This window comes from Streptomyces sp. ITFR-21, assembly GCF_031844685.1.
GTDB lineage: Bacteria > Actinomycetota > Actinomycetes > Streptomycetales > Streptomycetaceae > Actinacidiphila.
The window spans coordinates 3,258,797-3,277,153 of the sequence record NZ_CP134605.1 but is presented as its reverse complement, the minus strand read 5'-3'; the positions used below and the strand labels follow the sequence as shown (position 1 = coordinate 3,277,153).

General features: G+C 74.0%; 16 protein-coding genes. 5 read left to right on the top strand and 11 right to left on the bottom strand.

Features of this window, described 5'->3' with window-relative positions; all coding sequences use genetic code 11:
* Positions 1-31: 31 nt before the first annotated feature.
* Positions 32-928, bottom strand: a complete 897-nt coding sequence (locus RLT57_RS14215; protein ID WP_311297757.1) for a metal-dependent hydrolase — start codon at positions 926-928, stop codon at positions 32-34.
* A 28-nt stretch (positions 929-956) separates the two neighbouring features.
* Positions 957-2,843 carry an SDR family oxidoreductase gene (locus tag RLT57_RS14210; protein ID WP_311297756.1) on the bottom strand — a complete coding sequence of 629 codons (1,887 nt, stop codon included), beginning with the start codon at positions 2,841-2,843 and terminating at the stop codon, positions 957-959.
* 322 nt (positions 2,844-3,165) lie between these two features.
* Between RLT57_RS14210 and RLT57_RS14205 the strand changes: the two genes are divergently transcribed.
* From RLT57_RS14205 to RLT57_RS14185, 5 genes are all read left to right on the top strand, one after another.
* Positions 3,166-4,218, top strand: coding sequence for an ABC transporter ATP-binding protein (locus RLT57_RS14205; RefSeq protein WP_311300711.1), 1,053 nt, complete (start codon positions 3,166-3,168; stop codon positions 4,216-4,218).
* 115 nt (positions 4,219-4,333) lie between these two features.
* Positions 4,334-5,200: an ABC transporter permease subunit gene (locus RLT57_RS14200; RefSeq protein ID WP_311300710.1), complete on the top strand. Its 867-nt coding sequence runs from the start codon at positions 4,334-4,336 to the stop codon at positions 5,198-5,200.
* Positions 5,197-6,114: an ABC transporter ATP-binding protein gene (locus tag RLT57_RS14195; protein ID WP_311297755.1), complete on the top strand. Its 918-nt coding sequence runs from the start codon at positions 5,197-5,199 to the stop codon at positions 6,112-6,114. Before RLT57_RS14200 ends, RLT57_RS14195 begins: the two co-directional genes overlap by 4 nt.
* Positions 6,115-6,127: 13 nt before the next feature.
* Positions 6,128-6,988 carry an ABC transporter permease subunit gene (locus RLT57_RS14190; RefSeq protein ID WP_311297754.1) on the top strand — a complete coding sequence of 287 codons (861 nt, stop codon included), beginning with the start codon at positions 6,128-6,130 and terminating at the stop codon, positions 6,986-6,988.
* 15 nt (positions 6,989-7,003) lie between these two features.
* Positions 7,004-7,750: a rhomboid-like protein gene (locus tag RLT57_RS14185; protein ID WP_311297753.1), complete on the top strand. Its 747-nt coding sequence runs from the start codon at positions 7,004-7,006 to the stop codon at positions 7,748-7,750.
* Here RLT57_RS14185 and RLT57_RS14180 read toward each other — a convergent pair.
* The 9 genes from RLT57_RS14180 to RLT57_RS14140 form a co-directional block, all read right to left on the bottom strand.
* Positions 7,683-8,549 (bottom strand): HAD family hydrolase, encoded by an 867-nt coding sequence (locus tag RLT57_RS14180; RefSeq protein WP_311297752.1) that lies wholly within the window; start codon positions 8,547-8,549, stop codon positions 7,683-7,685. The genes RLT57_RS14185 and RLT57_RS14180 overlap by 68 nt on opposite strands.
* Positions 8,546-9,850, bottom strand: a complete 1,305-nt coding sequence (serS, locus tag RLT57_RS14175; protein WP_311297751.1) for a serine--tRNA ligase — start codon at positions 9,848-9,850, stop codon at positions 8,546-8,548. The genes RLT57_RS14180 and serS overlap by 4 nt, the downstream gene beginning before the upstream one ends.
* A 554-nt stretch (positions 9,851-10,404) precedes the next feature.
* Positions 10,405-11,334 carry a prephenate dehydratase gene (gene pheA, locus RLT57_RS14170; protein ID WP_311297750.1) on the bottom strand — a complete coding sequence of 310 codons (930 nt, stop codon included), beginning with the start codon at positions 11,332-11,334 and terminating at the stop codon, positions 10,405-10,407.
* Positions 11,335-11,487: 153 nt separating this feature from the next.
* Positions 11,488-12,852 carry an iron uptake transporter deferrochelatase/peroxidase subunit gene (efeB, locus tag RLT57_RS14165; protein ID WP_399129845.1) on the bottom strand — a complete coding sequence of 455 codons (1,365 nt, stop codon included), beginning with the start codon at positions 12,850-12,852 and terminating at the stop codon, positions 11,488-11,490.
* A gap of 95 nt (positions 12,853-12,947) precedes the next feature.
* Positions 12,948-14,963 carry a copper resistance protein CopC gene (locus RLT57_RS14160; RefSeq protein ID WP_399128645.1) on the bottom strand — a complete coding sequence of 672 codons (2,016 nt, stop codon included), beginning with the start codon at positions 14,961-14,963 and terminating at the stop codon, positions 12,948-12,950.
* 7 nt (positions 14,964-14,970) lie between these two features.
* Positions 14,971-15,474, bottom strand: a complete 504-nt coding sequence (locus tag RLT57_RS14155; protein WP_311297747.1) for a copper chaperone PCu(A)C — start codon at positions 15,472-15,474, stop codon at positions 14,971-14,973.
* Positions 15,471-16,142, bottom strand: coding sequence for an SCO family protein (locus RLT57_RS14150; protein ID WP_311297746.1), 672 nt, complete (start codon positions 16,140-16,142; stop codon positions 15,471-15,473). The genes RLT57_RS14155 and RLT57_RS14150 overlap by 4 nt, the downstream gene beginning before the upstream one ends.
* Positions 16,143-16,346: 204 nt before the next feature.
* Positions 16,347-17,129, bottom strand: a complete 783-nt coding sequence (locus tag RLT57_RS14145; RefSeq protein WP_311297745.1) for a YcnI family copper-binding membrane protein — start codon at positions 17,127-17,129, stop codon at positions 16,347-16,349.
* Between the two features lie 265 nt (positions 17,130-17,394).
* Positions 17,395-18,246 carry a hypothetical protein gene (locus RLT57_RS14140; RefSeq protein WP_311297744.1) on the bottom strand — a complete coding sequence of 284 codons (852 nt, stop codon included), beginning with the start codon at positions 18,244-18,246 and terminating at the stop codon, positions 17,395-17,397.
* Positions 18,247-18,357 lie beyond the last annotated feature (111 nt).

Genomic DNA, 18,357 nt, shown 5'->3' with positions numbered 1-18,357 from the left:
CACTCCTCGGTCCTCGCCCGGCTCCGGTCGGTCAGGAAGCCACGGCGCCGCCCGTCGGCCCGGTCGCGGCGGCGCGTGCCGCCGGGGATGTCGCCAGGTAGTCGACGGCCTTGCGCAACGACCCCTCCTGCGACGGATGGTACGACCGGCGGAGGTAGCGGGGCATCGCGGCGTTCAACAAGGCCCACGACGGCAGCAGTCCGCGGTGGGCGGCGGCGCGGTGGTCCCTGAAGCGGTACCGGCCGCCGGCCAGCCGCGGGTCGCGGCGCAGCAGGTAGCGGGCGCCGCTCACCCACAGGTAGAACAGCGTCGGCCAGGCCAGCGCCATCCCCTCGGCCCGGCGCAGATAGCGGACCGCGCCCCGGCCGCCCGTGTGCTGGTACATGTCGAACGCGACCGCCCGGTGCTCGACCTCCTCCGCGCCGTGCCAGCGCAGCAGGTCCAGCATCACCTCGTCGGTGCCCGCCCGGTCCAGCGCCCCGGCATCCAGGATCCAGTCGCCGAGCACCGCGGTGAAGTGCTCGATGGCCGCGATCACCGACAACCGGAAGCGCAGCCACTCGCGGCGCGGCACCGGCAGACCCCACGGCGGCTTCTCGCCGAGCAGCACGTCGAACATGTACTCCACCTGGCGGGTGTAGGGGCCGGTGTCGAGATCCTGCTCGGCCAGGTGCTCCAGGACGTACGCGTGCTGGACGCTGTGGGTGGCCTCCTGGCCCATGAACCCCCTGATGTCCTTGAGCAGCTGCTCGTCGGTGACCAGCGGCAGCGCCTCCTTGAAGACCTTCACGAACCACCGCTCCCCCGCGGGCAGCAGCAGGTGCAGCACGTTGATGACGTGCGTCGCGGTCGGTTCGTCCGGAATCCAGTGCAGCGGGGTCCGCTTCCAGTCGAACGTGACCCGGCGCGGTCTGATCGCGTAGCTCACGGGGTTGGCCTCCTTGCCAGGTGTTCTCTCACAGCGGCGGGTCGATCCGGGCCAGGGCCCGCAGGGCGGCGGGGGACAGCCGGGACAGCAGCCGGGCGCCGTGTGCCTCGGGGGCGACGGGGACGACCGCGAGGTCGCGCCGCACCGCCCGCAGCACGGCCCGGGCGACCTTCTCCGGCGGGTAGCCGCGCCGCCGATAGAGCTTGGCCGTACTGGCCCGGCGCCGCTCCTGCTCGGCCTCGTCGACCCCGGTGTGCCGTGCGCTGCCGGTGATCGGGGTGTCGACCACACCGGGGCATATCGCGCTCACCCCGATGCCGTGCGGGGCGAGTTCGGCGCGCAGGCACTCGCTGAGCATCAGTACGGCCGCCTTCGAGGTGCCGTACGCGGACAGGGCGCGCGAGGGCTGGAAGGCGGCGGCCGAGGCGGTGTTGACGATGTGGCCGCCCTGGCCGCGGTCCACCATCTGCCGGCCGAACAGCCGGCAGCCGTGGATGACACCCCACAGGTTGACGTCCAGTACCTGCTTCCAGTCCTCGGGCGTGGTGTCCAAAAAGGGGCCGGCCAGGCCGATGCCCGCGTTGTTCACCACCACGTCCGGTACGCCGCGGCCGTCCAGGGTCCGCGCGGCGAGCTCCTCCATGGCGCGGGCGTCGGAGACGTCCACGGTCTCGGGCCACGCCCCGGCGGCGCCAGCGCCGAGGGCCAGCCGCACGGTCCTGGCGGCACCCTCGCCGTCCCGGTCCACCGCGACCACCCGGGCGCCGGCTTCCGCGAAGGCCAGCGCGGTCGCCCGGCCGATACCGCTCGCCGCGCCGGTGACCAGCACCAGTCGCCCGGCGAACCGCTCCCGGCCGCCGGCCCGGCCTCTCTCCGGCGCGGACCTCGCCGGGCTCCGCGCGCCACCGGAAGCGTCAGCCGCGGCGCCCCCGTCCTCAGCCGCGGCGCCCGCGCCGCCGGCTTCGCCGGCCGCGCCGCCCGCTCCCGCCGCCGCGCCCCCTGCCGGCCCGGAGACGAATTCCGTGATCCAGCGGGCCAGCTGCTCCGGTCGGGACCTCGGCACCCAGTGCCTGGCCGGCAGGGACCGCCGGGTCAGGTCCGGCACCCACTCGTCGAGGTCGTCGTAGAGCCGCTCGGACAGGAAGGCGTCACCGGTCGGTGTGATCAGCTGCACCGGCACGCGCGCGTACGCGTCCGGGCGCGGACCGCCCAGCCGCCGGCGGACGTTGTCCCGGTACAGCCAGGCGCCGTGCGCGGCGTCTTCCGGCAGCGAGGGCGTCGGATAGCCGTCGGAGGGCAGTTTCTCGGCGCGGGCCAGCAGTCCGGGCCACCGCCTGCCGAGCGCGCCGCGCCAGGCGAGTTCGGGCAGGACCGGGGTGTGCAGCGCGTACACATACCAGGACTTGGCGCCCTGGCCCAGCACCTGGGCGGCCCGGCGCGGGGTGGGGCGCCGCACCCGGCGGCGGATCCAGTGGCCGAAGTGGTCCAGGGACGGTCCGGAGACGGAGGTGAAGGAGGCGAGCCGGCCCTCGGTGGCGGTGACGGTGGCGAACTCCCAGCCCTGCACCGAGCCCCAGTCGTGCCCCACCAGGTGCACCGGCCGGTCCGGGCTGACCGCGTCGGCGACCGCAAGGAAGTCCTCGGTCAGCTTCTCCAGGGTGAAGCCGCCCTTGAGCGGCGCGGGCACACCGGACCGGCCGTGTCCGCGCACGTCGTAGAGGACCACGTGGAACCGGTCGGCGAGCAGCCCCGCCACGGCGGCCCACACCTCCTTGCTGTCCGGGTAGCCGTGCAGAAGCACCACCGTCGGCCGCGCCCCGGGGCCGTCACCGGCGCCGTACTCCGCGACGCACAGCCGCACCCCGTCCGCCCCCGTGACGAACCGCTCCCGCACCTGCCCGGTCCCGCCGTCCATACCGCCCACCCCGCCTTTCCCCCGTCCCGCGGCCGTGCCGCGCCGACACCACCACCCAAGCGCCGCACGCGTACCCGCGCGCACACGTGACCCGCGCCCGCGCACATCGCGCCGAACACCCGCGCCCGCGCCCACGCCTCCCGGCACGAACGCTGACATCACCCAATGTGACATCGCTGAATGTGAGGGTCAAGCCCCCTCACCCGCCCTGTGGACAACCCGCCGACCCCTACGGGAAGGTCACCCGCGAGGACGAGCCGGATCCGCGACTCCGGGCGGACGCCGCGGGCCGCCCCCGCCCCCTACCGTCGACCATGTGACAGTGATCGCTACCGAGAGCCTGAGCAAGCGGTACCCGAGGGTGACCGCGCTCGACCGGCTGACCGTTGACATCACCCCGGGCGTGACCGGCCTGGTGGGAGCCAACGGCGCCGGAAAGTCGACCCTGATCAAGATCCTCCTGGGGCTGTCCCCGGCGACCGAGGGCCGTGCCACCGTGCTCGGGCTCGACGTGGCCGCCGCCGGGGCCGAGATCCGCGGCCTGGTCGGCTACATGCCCGAGCACGACTGCCTGCCGCCCGACGTCTCGGCGACCGAGTTCGTCGTGCACATGGCCCGGATGTCCGGGCTGCCGCCGGCCGCCGCCCGCGAACGCACCGCCGACACCCTGCGCCACGTCGGCCTCTACGAGGAGCGGTACCGCCCGATGGGCGGCTACTCCACGGGTATGAAGCAGCGCGTCAAACTCGCCCAGGCACTGGTCCACGACCCCAGGCTGGTGCTGCTCGACGAGCCCACCAACGGCCTCGACCCGGCCGGGCGGGACGAGATGCTGGGCCTGATCCGCCGCGTCCACACCGACTTCGGCATCTCGGTGCTGGTCACCTCGCACCTGCTCGGCGAACTGGAGCGCACCAGCGACCACATCGTCGTCATCGACGGCGGCCACCTGCTGCGTGCCTCCTCCACCAGCGACTTCACCCACGCCACCGGCTCGCTGGCGGTCGAGGTCACCGACGGGGAGCGGGAACTGCTGGACGTGCTGACCGAGGCGGGGCTGACCGCGCGGACCGGCGGCCACCTGCTGCTGGTCGACCTCGCGGACGAGGAGACGTACGACCTGGTACGGGACGCGGTCGCGCGGCTCGGCGTCGGCCTGGTCCGGATGGAACAGCGCCGCCACCGCATCGCCGAACTCTTCACCGACGACCCGTACGCCACTTCGGACGGCGCCCCGCACCACGACCCGCACCCTTCCCCCGAGGACGGCGCCCCGCACCGCGGCCCGGACGCCGCCCCGCACCCTTCCCCCGAGGGCGCCGCCCCCAGGGCCGGCGCCCCGCGCCGGGAAGGAGCCGGCCGTGACGCAGCCTGACGTGACCCCGCCCCGGGCGCCGTCCCCACCCGCCGGCACCCTCGCCGCCCCCGCCCCGGGCGCCCCTCTCCCCGGCGCCCCCGCCGCGGGCGCGCCCTCCGCCCCCGCCGACGTCATCCACAACATCGGCTATCGCGCCTACGACGGCCCCCGGCTCGGCCGCGGCTACGCCCGCCGCTCGCTGTTCAGCCAGAGCCTGCGCGGCGCCTACGGCCTCGGCCGCACCGCCAAGTCCAAGGTGCTGCCGATGCTCCTGCTGGGCACGATGTGCGCGCCCGCCCTGATCATGGTCGCCGTCACGGTCTTCACCGACATGACCAGGCTGCCGGTGGAGTACACCCGTTACGCGGTGATCCTGCAGGCCGTCATCACGCTGTTCGTCGCCGCGCAGGCCCCGCAGTCCGTATCCCGCGACCTGCGCTTCAAGACCACACCGCTGTACTTCTCCCGGCCCATCGAACGCGTCGACTACGTGGCCGCCAAGTACGCGGCGCTCAGCACGGCGCTGTTCCTGCTGACCGCCCTCCCGCTCGTCATCCTCTATGTCGGCGCGCTGCTGGCGAAACTCAGTTTCGCCACCCAGACCGCCGGGTTTGCGAAGGGCCTGTTGTCCGTACTCCTGCTGTCACTGCTGTTCGCCGGGATCGGCCTGGTCATCGCCGCCGTCACGCCGCGCCGCGGCTTCGGTGTCGCCGCGGTCATCGCGGTGTTCGTGATCACCTATGGCGCGGTCTCCGCCGTCCAGGGCGTCGCCATGGCCCAGGAGAGGTACGACGTGATCGGCTGGCTCGGCCTCTTCTCGCCGATCACCCTGATCGACGGCTTCTCCAGCTGGTTCCTGGGCGCGGCCTCCGCCTTCCCGAACGGCTCCGGGCCGCCCGACGCGCTGGCCGGGACGGTCTACCTGCTCGCCGTCGCGGGCATCGCCGCCGGCTCCTTCGCACTGCTGCTGCGCCGCTACCGGAAGGCGGGCCTGTCATGACGACGATCGGCATCGACAAGGTGTCCCGCTGGTTCGGCAACGTGGTGGCCGTCAACGACGTCACCATGACCGTCGGCCCCGGTGTGACGGGCCTGCTCGGGCCCAACGGCGCCGGCAAGTCCACCCTGATCACCATGATGGCCGGCTTCCTGCCGCCGTCCACCGGCTCGGTCACCCTGGACGGCGTCCCCGTCTGGCGCAACGAGCAGGCGTACCGCGAGATCGGCATCGTGCCCGAACGGGAGTCGATGTACGACTTCCTGACCGCCCGCGACTTCGTCGTGGCCAACGCCGAGCTGCACGGCCTGGCCGACCCGGGCGCCGCCGCCCGGCGCGCGCTGGCCACCGTGGAGATGGAGTACGCCCAGCACCGGCGGATCGAGACGTACAGCAAGGGCATGCGGCAGCGCGCCAAGATGGCGTCGGCCCTGGTCCACGACCCCTCCGTGCTGCTGCTCGACGAGCCGTTCAACGGCATGGACCCCCGGCAGCGGCTGCAGCTGATGGAACTGCTGCGGCGGATGGGCGCCGACGGCCGGACCGTGCTGTTCTCCTCGCACATCCTGGAGGAGGTCGAGCAGCTGGCCCACCACATCGAGGTCGTGGTGGCCGGCCGGCACGCCGCCTCCGGTGACTTCCGCAGGATCCGCCGGCTGATGACCGACCGGCCGCACCGCTACCTCGTACGGTCCAGCGACGACCGCGCGCTGGCGTCCGCGCTGATCGCGCACCCCTCCACCGCCGGGATCGAGCTGGACTACGCCGAACGGGCGCTGCGGATCCAGGCCGTCGACTTCGCGGGCTTCACCGAGTTCCTGCCCCGGATCGCCCGCGACCACGGCATCCGGCTCTACACGGTCTCGCCGTCCGACGAGTCCCTGGAGAGCGTCTTCTCCTACCTGGTCACGGCGTAAGGAGCCGACACCGATGCCCGCCGACCCCGCCAACCCCGCCGGCCTGCCGGCCCCCGCCAACCCCGCCGATGCCGTCCGCGCCGCCGCTACCCCGGGGCCCGCCGCCACCCCCGCGGGCCGCCGTCCGCCGCCGGTCCGGTCCGCCGGTCCCGCCTTCTACCACCCCACCGTCGCCCGCCTCACCTACCGCGGCCTGCTCGGCCGCCGCCGCGCCCTGCTGCTGTTCGCGCTGCCCGCGCTGCTGCTGCTCATCGTGGCCGCGGTCCGCGCACTGGTCGGCGCGGACGACTCGACCACGGCCGACATCCTGCGGGGCTTCGCGCTCGGCGTGATGGTGCCGCTGGTCGGGGTCATCGCCGGGACCGGCGCCATCGGGCCGGAGATCGACGACGGCGCGATCGTGTACCTGCTGGCCAAGCCGGTCAGGCGGTCCACCGTCATCGCCACCAAGCTGCTGGTGGCCATAGGCGTCACCGTCGCCTTCTGCGCGGTCCCCACCCTGCTGGCCGGGTACGTCCTCGGCGGCAACGGCCAGAACCTCGCGGTCGCCTTCGCGGTCGCGGCGACGGCGGCGTCCGTCGCCTACTCCGCGATCTTCCTGATGCTCGGGGTGATCACCCGGCACGCGGTGGTGGTCGGCCTGGTCTACGCGCTGGTCTGGGAGTCGGTGATCGGCAACGTCGTGCCCGGCGCCCGTACCCTCAGCGTCCAGCAGTGGTCACTCGCCGTCGCCCAGAAGCTCGCCGGCGGCGGCCTGGTCGGCTCCGACGTCGGCTTGAGCACCTCGGTGGTGATGCTGGTGGCGGTGACGGCGGCGGCGGGCTGGTTCGCCGGCCGCAGGCTGCGCACCCTCAAGCCGGCCGGGGAGGAGTAGGGGAGACTCAAAGGGATGGCACCCAGGACGCCGGAGGTCGGGGAGACCTCCCTATCCCCGCCCGGCCGCGCGTTCCCGCCGGCCCCGCCGCGCCGCCGGATCACCGCCGGCGACGTGCGGCGGTCCGTCGCGGACTGGGTGCCCTCCGCGCCGGGCACCCACATATGGCTGGCGATACTGGCCGTCACCAGCTGCATAGCCGCCGGCCTGTCGCCCGGCCTGCGGTCGTACCTCCTGCACAGCGTCAGCACCAACCTGGTCGAGCTGCGCCATCACCCGATCAGAGTCCTGATCGCCAGCGCGCTGTGGATCGAGACCCCCTCGGGCTTCGCGTTCTACGCCGTCCTGTTCGAGCTGGTGCACGCCACCGCCGAGCGCTGGCTCGGGACCGCCCGCTGGCTGCTGGTCGCCGCGATGGCCCATGTGGGGGCCACGCTGGTCAGCCAGCGGGCGGTCCGGTTCGCAATCCGCGACGACCGGCTGCCGCGGTCGCTGGCCCACACCGTCGACATCGGGGTCAGCTACGGGCTGGCCGGTGTCGTCGGCGTCCTCGCCTACCGGGTGCCGCGGCCGTGGCGCTGGGCCTACCTGGCGGCGGTGCTGGCCTTCTTCGGGTACCCGGTGGCCGGCGACGGGACGTTCACCGACCTCGGCCACCTGACGGCCGCGCTGATCGGCCTGTGCTGCTACGCGGTCACTCCGGCGGCGCGAACAGCCGGCCCAGCACCGTCGCGATCCCGTCCTCCTCGTTGGAGCCGGTGACCTCGTCGGCGACGGCCTTGAGGTCGGGGTGGGCGTTGGCCATCGCCACGCCGCGGCCCGCCCAGGCGAACATCGGTATGTCGTTGGGCATGTCGCCGAAGGCGATGGTCTCGGCGGCCGGCACGCGGAGCCGCCGGGCGGCCAACGACAGGCCGGTGGCCTTGGTCAGCCCCAGCGGCAGCAGTTCCACGATGCCGTGGCCGGCCATGGTCACGCCCACCAAATCGCCCGCCGCGGCCAGCGCCGCCTCGGCCAGGGCGTCGTCGGACAGGCCGGCCGGGTGCTGGATGTAGATCTTGTTGATCGGCGCCGCCCACAGCTCGGCCGTGTCACTCACCAGGGTGACCGGCAGCTCGGGGTGGTAGACGTACCCCTCGCCGACGAGTACGTCACCGGACAGCCCGTCCCGGCTCACGGCCACCGCGAGCCGGCCGACCTCCGCCTCGATCGTGGCCAGCGCCAGCGCGGCGAGCCCGCGGTCCAGCGTCACCGAGGTCAGCAGCCGGTGCGAGCCCGCGTCGTAGAGCTGGGCGCCCTGCCCGCAGACGGCCAGTCCGTCGTAGCCGAGGTCGTCCAGGATGTGCCGGGTCCAGGGCACCGAGCGGCCGGTGACGACGATGTGCGCCGCGCCCGCCGCCGTGGCGGCGGCCAGTGCGGTACGCGAGGCAGCCGAGACGGTGTTGTCGGCGCGCAGCAGCGTCCCGTCCAGGTCGGTGGCGATCAGCCGGTACGGCGGGGCGCCCGGCGCGGGGGCGGGGCCGGGCGCGGCGCTGCGCCCGGGGGCGGCGTCGGCGGTCATTCGGCGGCGGCGCGGGCGCCGACGGGGGCCGCGGCGGGTTCCAGCAGCTCCCGTCCCGCGAGATACGGCCGCAGCACCTCGGGCAGGCGTACCGAGCCGTCCGCCAGCTGGTGGTTCTCCAGGATCGCCGCGATGGTCCTGGTCACCGCGCACAGCGTGCCGTTGAGCAGGGCCGGCGGGCGGGTGCCGCCGGCGTCGCGCAGCCGGATGTTGAGGCGGCGGGCCTGGAACTGGGTGGTGTTGGAGGTCGAGGTCAGCTCGCGGTACCTGCCCTGGGCCGGGATCCACGCCTCGCAGTCGAACTTCCGGGCGGCGGACGCGCCGAGGTCGCCGGAGGCCGACTCGACCACCTGGAACGGCAGCCCGAGGGAGTCGAGCCACTGCTTCTGCCAGGCGAGCAGCCGCTGGTGCTCGGAGTCCGCCTCCTCCGGCGTCGTGCAGACGAACATCTCCACCTTGTCGAACTGGTGGACGCGGAAGATGCCGCGGGTGTCCTTGCCGTACGAGCCCGCCTCGCGCCGATAGCAGGTCGAGAAGCCCGCGTAGCGCAGCGGCAGTCGGCCGGCGTCGATGATCTCGTCCATGTGGTAGGCGGCGAGCGGGACCTCGGAGGTGCCGACCAGGTAGAGGTCGTCCTTGTCCAGGTGGTAGACGTCGTCCTCGACCTGGCCGAGGTAGCCGGTGCCGGCCATGGCGGCGGGTTTGACCAGGTTGGGGGTGAGCATCGGGGTGAAGCCGGCCGTGACGGCCTGGGCGACGGCCGCGTTGACCAGCGCCAGCCCGAGCAGCGCGCCGACGCCGGTCAGGTAGTAGGAGCGCGAGCCGGAGACCTTGGCGCCGCGGTCGGTGTCGACGGCGCCGAGCAGGCCGCCGAGCTCCAGGTGGTCCCTGGGGGCGAAGCCCTCGGCGGCGAAGTCGCGCGGGGCACCGTGCCGCTCCAGGACGACGAAGTCCTCCTCGCCACCGATCGGCGCGTCCGGGTGGACGAGGTTGTCGATCCTAAGCAGCAGTTCCCTGGCCTGCTCGGCGGCTTCGTGCTGCTCGGTGCCGGCGGCCTTGACGGCCTCGGCCAGCTCCCTGGCCCGCTCCAGCAGCCCGGCCTTCTCGGCACCCCGCGCCCCGGGGATCAGCCTGCCCAGCTGCTTCTGTTCCGCGCGCAGCTCGTCGAAGCGGGTACTGGAGGACCTGCGCCGTTCGTCGGCGGACAGTACGGAGTCGACGAGCGCGACATCCTGTCCACGGGCGCGCTGGGAGGCGCGCGCACGGGCTGGGTCCTCACGGAGCAGGCGAAGGTCGATCACGGTCACAGGTTACCGGGGGCGGGTCCGGGACGCGACGCTTTAGCGGCGTAATGCACCTTATGACCGTTTCGCTATCAAAAGGGCAATTGGTCGGGAAAGTGCGCTCGAGGTGATGGGAAAGGCCGTTCGTCAACTGTGTTCCGCCGACCCCTCCTGCGGGTCAGCGGACTTGTGGAGAACTGGAGTTGATCAACGCGTCCAGGGCTGCGGCGGGGGCCTCGCGGGTCGAGTTATCCACAGGCGGCGCCGATATTCCCGGTCCCTGTCCACAGGGTGTGGGGAAGATCTGTGGAGAAGAGGGAGCTCATTTGTCGGGGGCGGTGTTCGGCCATGGATTCCCCAGGGGAACCCGCTCCACACGTACTTTGGAGTGAGAAATGTTCGCTCGGGAGGATTCGCCGGGTGAATTGGGGTGACGTGGAGTGAGCTGCGTCACTGTGTTCCACGATGGTGGTTGTATCCCTGTTTGTCGACTTGGTCGGACTGCCGTGTCGACAAGTCTGTAAGTTACCCACAGGCAGCCGGACCAGCCTGTGGATAACTCGGTGGAAAACTCAGCCGCGGCCGTCCAACGTGCGGTTCAGCCAGTCCGCGGCCTCGGTGAACTCGGTGTCCGTGGTCCCGCGGGTGACCCGGACGCTCACCTCGTCGGCCCGGGGATACGAGCCGAGGAACCGTACGTTCAGACACCGCCGCCGCAGACCCATCAGCGCCTCGCCGACTCGGCGGTCGGTCAGATGCCCCTCCGCGTCCACGGAGAAGCAGTAGCGGCCGAGTCCCTCACCGGTCGGCCGGGATTCGATCCGACTGAGGTTCACCCCGCGGATCGCGAACTCCTGCAGCAGTTCGAGCAGCGCGCCCGGGTGGTCGTCCCGCAGCCAGAACACCGCGGAGGTCTTGTCCGCGCCGGTCGGCGAGGCCAGCCGGGCCGGCCGGCCGACCAGGACGAAGCGGGTGGTGGCGTTCTGCGCGTCCCGGATGTCGGTGGCCAGCGGCTCCAGCCCGTACAACGGTGCCGCGAACTCGCCGGCGAACGCCCCGTCGTAGGCGCCCTCCTGTACCAGCCGGGCGCCGTCCGCGTTGGACAGCGCCGACTCCCACTGGGCGTCCGGCAGGTTCTCGGCCAGCCAGTTGCGCACCTGCGCCTGCGCGGCCTGGTGGCCGGTGACGGTCTTGACGTCCGAGAGCTGAGTACCCGGCCTGACCAGCAGCGCGAAGGCGATCGGCAGCAGCACCTCGCGGTAGATCATCAGCGGCTCACCGAACGCCAGCTGGTCCAGGGTGGCGGTGATACCGCCCTCCACCGAGTTCTCGATGGGTACGAGCGCCCCGCCCGCCTCCCCCTTGCGCACCGCGTCCAGTGCCGCGGGCACCGACACCATCGGCGTCAGCTCACGGGTGGCGGACTCGGGCAGCGTACGCAGCGCCGCCTCGGTGAAGGTGCCTGCTGGTCCCAGATACGTATAGCGGCTCGCCGACGACATGACGTCAGCCTAATGGCCTGTACGCGGCCCGGCTGCTCACTGTTCCACGTGGAACACGATCCCCCGGGCGGGCTCGCCGCGCGCCCGCTCCGGGGCCCGACCCCTTCGCCTCCCGCATCCAGGACGCCGAGCCCCCGACCGCCCCCGCGCCGCTCACCCCTCCAGCAGCGGCTGCCCCACGTACTCGCCGGGCCCCGCCCCGCCCGGCACCGCGAACAGCCCGCTCGCCTCGTGCCGCAGGAAGCGCGACAGCCCGTCCGCCCCGTCGAGCTTGCGCTGTACCGGGACGAAGCCGCGCAGCGGATCGGCCTGCCAGGCGATGAAGAGCAGCCCGGCGTCCGGGGCGCCGTCGCCGCCTATGCCGTCGTGGTACGAGAACCCGCGCCGCAGCATGGCCGCGCCGCTGTTGGAGGCCGCGGCGGCCACCCGGACGTGGGCGTCGCCCGCGATGGCGAGCGAGCCGTCGGCGCCGAACTTCGCCAGGTCCACCGCGGCCGTCGCGCCGCCGCCGGACAGCGGCGCCCCGTCGGACTTGCGGCGGCCGATCACCTTCTCCTGCCGGGCCGTCGACAGGTGGTCCCAGGAGTCCAGCAGCATCCGGATCCGCCGCACCACCGCGTACGAACCGTTGGCCATCCAGGCCGGGGAGGAGGGGCTGCCGCCCGCCGGGACGAAGACCGTGCGGTCGAAGCCGGTGTCGGACGGCTTGGGGTTGTTGGTGCCGTCGATCTGCCCCATCAGATTACGTACGATCACCGGTCGGGCGGTGGCACCGGGGGTGCGGTTGAAGCCGTTCATCTGCCAGCGGACCGACGCGGTGCCGGCGGCGGCCTTTTGCAGCACCCGCAGCGCGTGGAAGGCGACCAGCGCGTCGTCGGCGCCGATCTGCACCCACAGGTCGCCGTCGCTGCGCCGCGGGTCGAGGGCGTCGGCGGGGAAGTCCGGCAGCGGCGCCAGCGCCCGGGGGAGCCGGGAGGTCAGCCCGGTCCGGCCGAAGAAGGTCCGGCCGAAGCCGAAGGTGACGGTCAGCGAGGACGGCCCGGCGTCGTCGGCCACCTGGTCGTCATAGACCGCCGGGGTGGTCGGCCGGTCCTTCCGCGTCATCTCCCGAGCCGCGTCCGACCAGCGCCGCAGCAGTCCGGCCGCGGCGCGCCGGTCCGCGCCCGGTGCCAGGTCGAAGGCGACCAGATGCCCGCGGGCCTGCGCGGGGTCCACGATCCCCGCCTGCCGGGCGCCCTCGAACGGGATGTGCCCGGCCCCCACGCTGTCCAGCGCGGCCGGCGTGTTCCGGACCGCGGACGCCACCGCGGCACCCGCCGCGCCGCCGGCCACCAGCCCGGCGACCCCGGCGACGCCGGCCGCCCCTGCCGAGCCGAGCAGCAGCCGCCGGGAGGGCCCGCCCTTTTCGGGCGCCGCCGGCCCGCCGGTCCCGGCCGGGTCCGCGGCGCGCGGGGCCGCCCTCCCCGGCCCGGCAGCCCGCCCGGCCGCGCCCCCCGCGCCCGAAGCGAACGCGGCCACCGCCTTCCCCGCGTCCCCCGCTGCCTCCGTGTCCGCCGAGCGCGCGGCAGCGCCCGCCGCACCCGCCGTGTCCTGCTTCTGCCTGGGTCGCTTGCTCACTGGCTGACCTGCACGTTCCTTGTCTGGGTCACCTCGTCGACATCGGAGGTGCGGACGGTCACCGACAGCTGCCAGCTGCCGGGCAGCGGGAGTTGGACACCGGTCGCGGTCCAGTGGCCGGTGTCGACGTGTTCCAGCGGTACCTGGATCGGGCCGAGGCGCCGGGCGGGCAGCGTGAAGGCCAGCCGGACCTCGGGCACGTCGACGGGGGCGTTGGCCGGATCGGTGAGCAGCAGATGGATCTCGTTCGGGGTCCCGGCCCGGCCGGGCGACAGCGTGAAGCCGGCCGTGCCGCTGCCCCGCGGGCCGCCGGTGTCGTAGGGGATGTCCAGCGCGAGCTGCGCCGGCACCCCCGAGGACGCGGCCGGCGTCGACGGCGCGTCGGCCAGCCCCTTCTGCTCCTCCGCCGCCCGACCGGGCTGCGAGCCGGTCAGCAGTGTGGTGACCGTCAGCAGCGCCGCGGCGACCACCGCCTCGGCCAGTACCGAGCGGCGCAGCGCGCCGCGGGCCGGGTCGGCGTCCCTGGCCTTGCGGGCCCGCGCGGCGCTGCGGGCGGCCTGCTGGCGGCGCAGTTGCGCGGCCCGCTCGCCGCCGCCGGCCCCGCCCGGTCCGCCGGCGGAGCCCGCGCCGACCGGCTGCCGGGCCGCCGCGGCCACGGTCGCGCTCTCCCCGGCGGCGGTCGTCGTCCGGTCCGGCACCCTCGCCGCGGCGCCCGGCTCCCCGATCGCCTGCGTCCAGCGCCGCGAGAACCAGGCCACGCCCACCAGCACGGCCACCAGCCCGATCTTGATCAGCAACAGCCGCCCGTAGGAGGTGCCGGTGAACGCCTTCCAGGTGCCGATCTGCCGCCATGCCTGATACGTGCCGCTGGCGACCAGCGCGGTGACCGCGCCCAGCGCGAGCGCGGAGAAGCGGCGTACCGCGGACCGTTCGATCACGCCCGCCGTCGAGGGCGCCCACAGCGCGGTCAGCAGCGTCACCAGGCCGCCGAGCCAGACCGCCATCGACAGCAGGTGCACCACGTCCACCGGCATCGCCACCTTGGGCTGGATGCCGGCCGAGGCGTGCTCGGCCATCGCCCAGGTCGCCGCGATGCCGACCGACACCACACCGCCGCCGATGCCGAGCCCCCAGGCCAGGTCGGCCCGCTCGGCCGGGTCCTCGCGCCGGGAGTAGCCGCCGAAGAGCACCGCGAGGAACACCGCGGCGGCGGCGAGCAGCAGCAGCCGGGAGATCAGCGCCGCGCCCGGCCTGGTCTCCAGCTGATCCCGAACCACCCCGAGGTCGAACGCCTGGCCGAGACCCTTGCCGTTGACGTACGGACCGCGCAGCATGATCAGCGCGATCGTGGCGACCACCATCGCCAGCCAGCCGGTGGTGGCGATCCGCTGCACCGGCCGCAGCAGCGCGCCCTTGGGCCAGCACACCGAGAGGAACACCGAGCCGCCGACCAGCAGCGCGAACCCGGTGTAGGCGAGATAGCGGCCAATCCCGTAGAGCGCGGCGGCCGGACCGTTGCCCGCCGCCGCCTCGCCGGACAGGTCGACGGTGGTCCTGGAGGGCGCGCCGACGGAGAAGGTGAAGGCGCCCGCGACCGGGTGGCTGTCCTGCGAGACGGCCCGCCACGCCACGGTGTAGGTGCCGCCGGGAAGCCCCGGCCTCAGCCCGACCGCGGCGGTGGACCCGGAGTCCTTGCCGGCCGCGTGTCCGACGGCGCCCACCGCGACGTTCGCGCCGCGCGGATCGAGCACCCGCAGGCTGTCGGGGGAGAGCAGCACCCCCTCGGAGAAGGTGAGCACCACCCGCTGCGGTGCGGTTGCGACCACCGAGTTCCCGGCCGGATCGGTTCCGATGAGTGCCGCGTGCGCGGACGCCGGCGCGGCGGCGGCGAGCAGCAGCCCGAGCAGCGCGCCCAGGCCCACCGCGAGCGCGGCGAGTCGGCGCCGCCAGGGCCGGGCGGGCGGGCGCCGGGCGGGCGGGCGGGCGGATGTCGCGGACAACCGTGGGTCCATCGGCTTCTCAGCCCTCCGGGTGGTACGTCGTCGGTCGCACCGGCACGGTGACGGTCAGCGTGGCGGGCGTGGCATGCGCGAAGTGCAGCGTCAGCGTCACCTTGGCGCCGACCGGCGGTCTGCGGGTCAGGTTCTCCAGCATCAGGTGGTCACCGCCGGTGCCGAGGCTCAGCCGGCCGCCGGCCGGTACCGTCAGCGAGGCGACCTGGTACATGGTGGTCCCCTTGGTGGTGTGCAGGGTGACGTGCGCGGCCAGCGGCGTGCTCACCGAGGTCAGCTCGGCGGGCGTGCCGCCGGTGTTGGTGACCGTGACGTAGGCGGCGGCCAGGTCGGTGAGCAGCGGCCGGGGTATGTAGCCGCCGCTCACCGAGAGCTCGGCGGGGGCCTTGGCCCGTGCGGCGGCGTGCGCGCCGGACGACGAGCAGCTGCTCAGGAACACCCCGGTCGCGGCGGCCAGCGCCACCGCGGCCGTACCCCCGATCGCGCCGGCCAGCGCGCGCCGCCGGCTCACGGGGCCTCACTCCTGATGATCTTCGGCAGGTCGTGCTGGAACTGCTCGGCGGTGGTGCCCGACATGTAGAGCACGTGCCCCTTGTCGTCCTTGGGCCAGAAGGCCAGCACCTCGGCGCCGTGGGTGACGGTGATGCTGCCGTCCTTCTCCTTGACCGGCGGGTCGATGCCGACGCCGACCGATCGGGCGGCGGCCTGGATTACGGGGAACTTCCCGGTCAGGCCGATGAAGCTCTTGTCCATCGCGCCCAGCCACTCGTCCAGCCGGGCCGGGGTGTCGCGCTGTGGGTCGGAGCTGATGAACACCACCTTGAGCTCGGCCTGGTCGGCGGCGGGCAGCCGGGACTCGGCCAGCGCGATGTCGCTCATGGTCGTCGGGCAGACGTCGGGGCAGTGTGTGTAGCCGAAGAACAGCAGCATCGGGTGTCCGGCGGTCTGCTTCACCAGGTCGAACGGCTTGCCGTGGTTGTCGGTCAGGGTGATCCGCGGCTTGGCGAACGGCGTGTCGAGCAGAGTGCCGGCCTGTTGGGTGCCGGCGACGGCCGCGACGTTCCCCGCGTCGGAGGAGGCCGAGGCCGAGCCGCCGGAGCCGCCGCAGCCGGTCAGCAGGAGGGCGGAGGCGGCGGTCAGCGCGGCGGCGGCGCTGCCGAGCCTGAGAGGGGTGCGCATGAAGACGGTTCCTTTGCACGGACGCAGGGACGGGGCTTTGGGACCCGGACCCCCGGAGTGCTTGCCGGGGGCCCGGAGCCGGGCGGCCGCGCGAGGCGCGCGACCGCCCGGCCCTGACAACGTGTCAGGCGGGTCGAGCGGGACGGGCCGAGCGGGCCGATCGAATGGACGGGGCCGCTCGGACGGGCCGAACGGACGGCCGGATCAGACGGCCGGTTCCGACGGACCGCCCGCGGCCCCGGCGTTCGCCGGCCGGCGGCGCCGCCCGGCGAACACCCCGAAGCCGACGCCGATCGCTCCGACGACGATCCCGATGATGCCCAGCGCCCTGGCCGTGCCGTCGCTGCCGCCGACCGCGTCCGAGGCCGCCACCGGCTTCCCGGCGTCGGCGGCGGGCGCCGCGGGCGGCGTCCCCGCTGCCGTTGCCGTCCCGGCCGCCGCGCCGTCCGCGGCCGCGGTCAACGTCAGGGTCGGCGCCGGGTTCTGCGGCTCGGGCCGACCGGGCCGCGGGATCTCGATCCAGCGCGCGACCTCGCCGTCGCTGTACGTCTGGAGTGTCTTGAAGGACAGCGAGTCCGTGTCCGTCGGCAGCGGTCCGAGCGACACGGGGAACTGCTGGAACTGGCCCGGGGCGATCTTCCCGCCGGTCCAGGTGATCCTGGCGGCCGCCCGGTCCACGGTGCCGTCGTCGGTCGTCACCGGGGTGGCGAGCTTGACCGTGGTGATCTGCGCGGTCCAGCCGGGAACCGGCTGGACGGACACCGACGCGATCGGGTGATCGGTCGGCAGGATGACCTCGACCTTGACGGTGGAGGCGCTGTCCTCCTCGTTGGGGACCTTGAAGGACACCGTGCTGTAGCCGCCCTTTCCGGCGGCGTCCGGTGAGACGGTGACATGCGCGAAGGCGGGTACGGCGGCCAGCAGGACGGCGGAGCCGGCGAGTGCGGCGACGGTCGCGGCACGGCCGCGCATACGAGAGCTGCTCATGGCAGGTGCTTCTCCACGGTGAAGTGGTGCTGACGGTGGCGTGGGACCCGCGCACCGCGTCCGGCGGTGGCGGGTGTCGGGCCGCCGCCCGCCCGCGGCCCGTGGCACGGGTCCGGGGTACGGTCGGCGGCCCGCGGCCGCACGCGCGCCACCTGTCCGGAGGACGTCCCGGGACGGGTCCGGGGGACGGGTCCAGGGCGCGGTTCCCGGGAGCGGCTGCGAGGAGCGGCCCCGGGGAAGAGGTCCGAAGGAGAAGCGGGCGCGTTCAGGCCGCGAGCACGACCGCCGGCGGACCGCGCCTGGCCACACAGTGCCGCAGCCAGACCGTGCGGTGCCGGTCCGGCGCGCCCCGCGCCGCGCTCCGGGCACGCGGCCGGGCGTACGGCACCCGGCCGGCCAGTGCCGACAGCAGCGCGAACGCCCGGCGCAGGGCGGCGGGTGACAGCGCGGACAGGCTCGCGGCGCCGCGTACCGACAGCCGGATCAGCCGCCACAGCGCCACCTCGCCGCGCCGCAGCAGCCAGCCGGCGACCAGGGCCGCCAGCAGGTGGCCCAGCAGCATCGGCAGCGAGCACATGGACGTCATCGACGCCGTCACGGCGCCGGCGCCCGAACCGGCGGGCATACCGGGGATGCCGGTCATGTGCGCCTGGTGGGCCCCCGTCATGTCCATCCCGGGCATGCGCAGTCCGAGCGCGGCAGGGTCCAGCCCGGCCCGCACCACCACCTGGCGGGCGCTCGCCGGGGTGAGCCGCGTCCCGTGGCCGTCGCACACCAGCCGGGCGGCCACCGCCATCAGTCCGCGGTCGGCGGCGGCCGAGCCGGTGCCGGACGCCGCCGCGCACAACTGCCCGACGTTGAAGACCGCGTGCAGCGTTAGCTGCCCGACCGCGAGCAGCGCCGAAATGCCCGGCAGCGAGCGCTCCCGCCCGGCCAGCGGCGCCACGACCGCGAACACCGCCAGCCAGCCGAACGCCAGCGACCAGCCCGGTACCGTACGGCCGGCCGCCATGCTGTGCCCGGCGGCGGCCAGCACGACGCAGACCGCGGTGAACACCGCGGCCCGCAGCAGTCGCATGCCGGCGCCTGCGCGCACGGAAGTGGCGGGGGTGACCATGACGGCCGACATCCTCTCACCGCGGCCACGGCGGGAGAACACCGGGTGCCCGGCTCGCGGTGGTGTGCGGCTGTCGTCCCTTTACAGCCGTACGCCGGGCCGTGATATCCG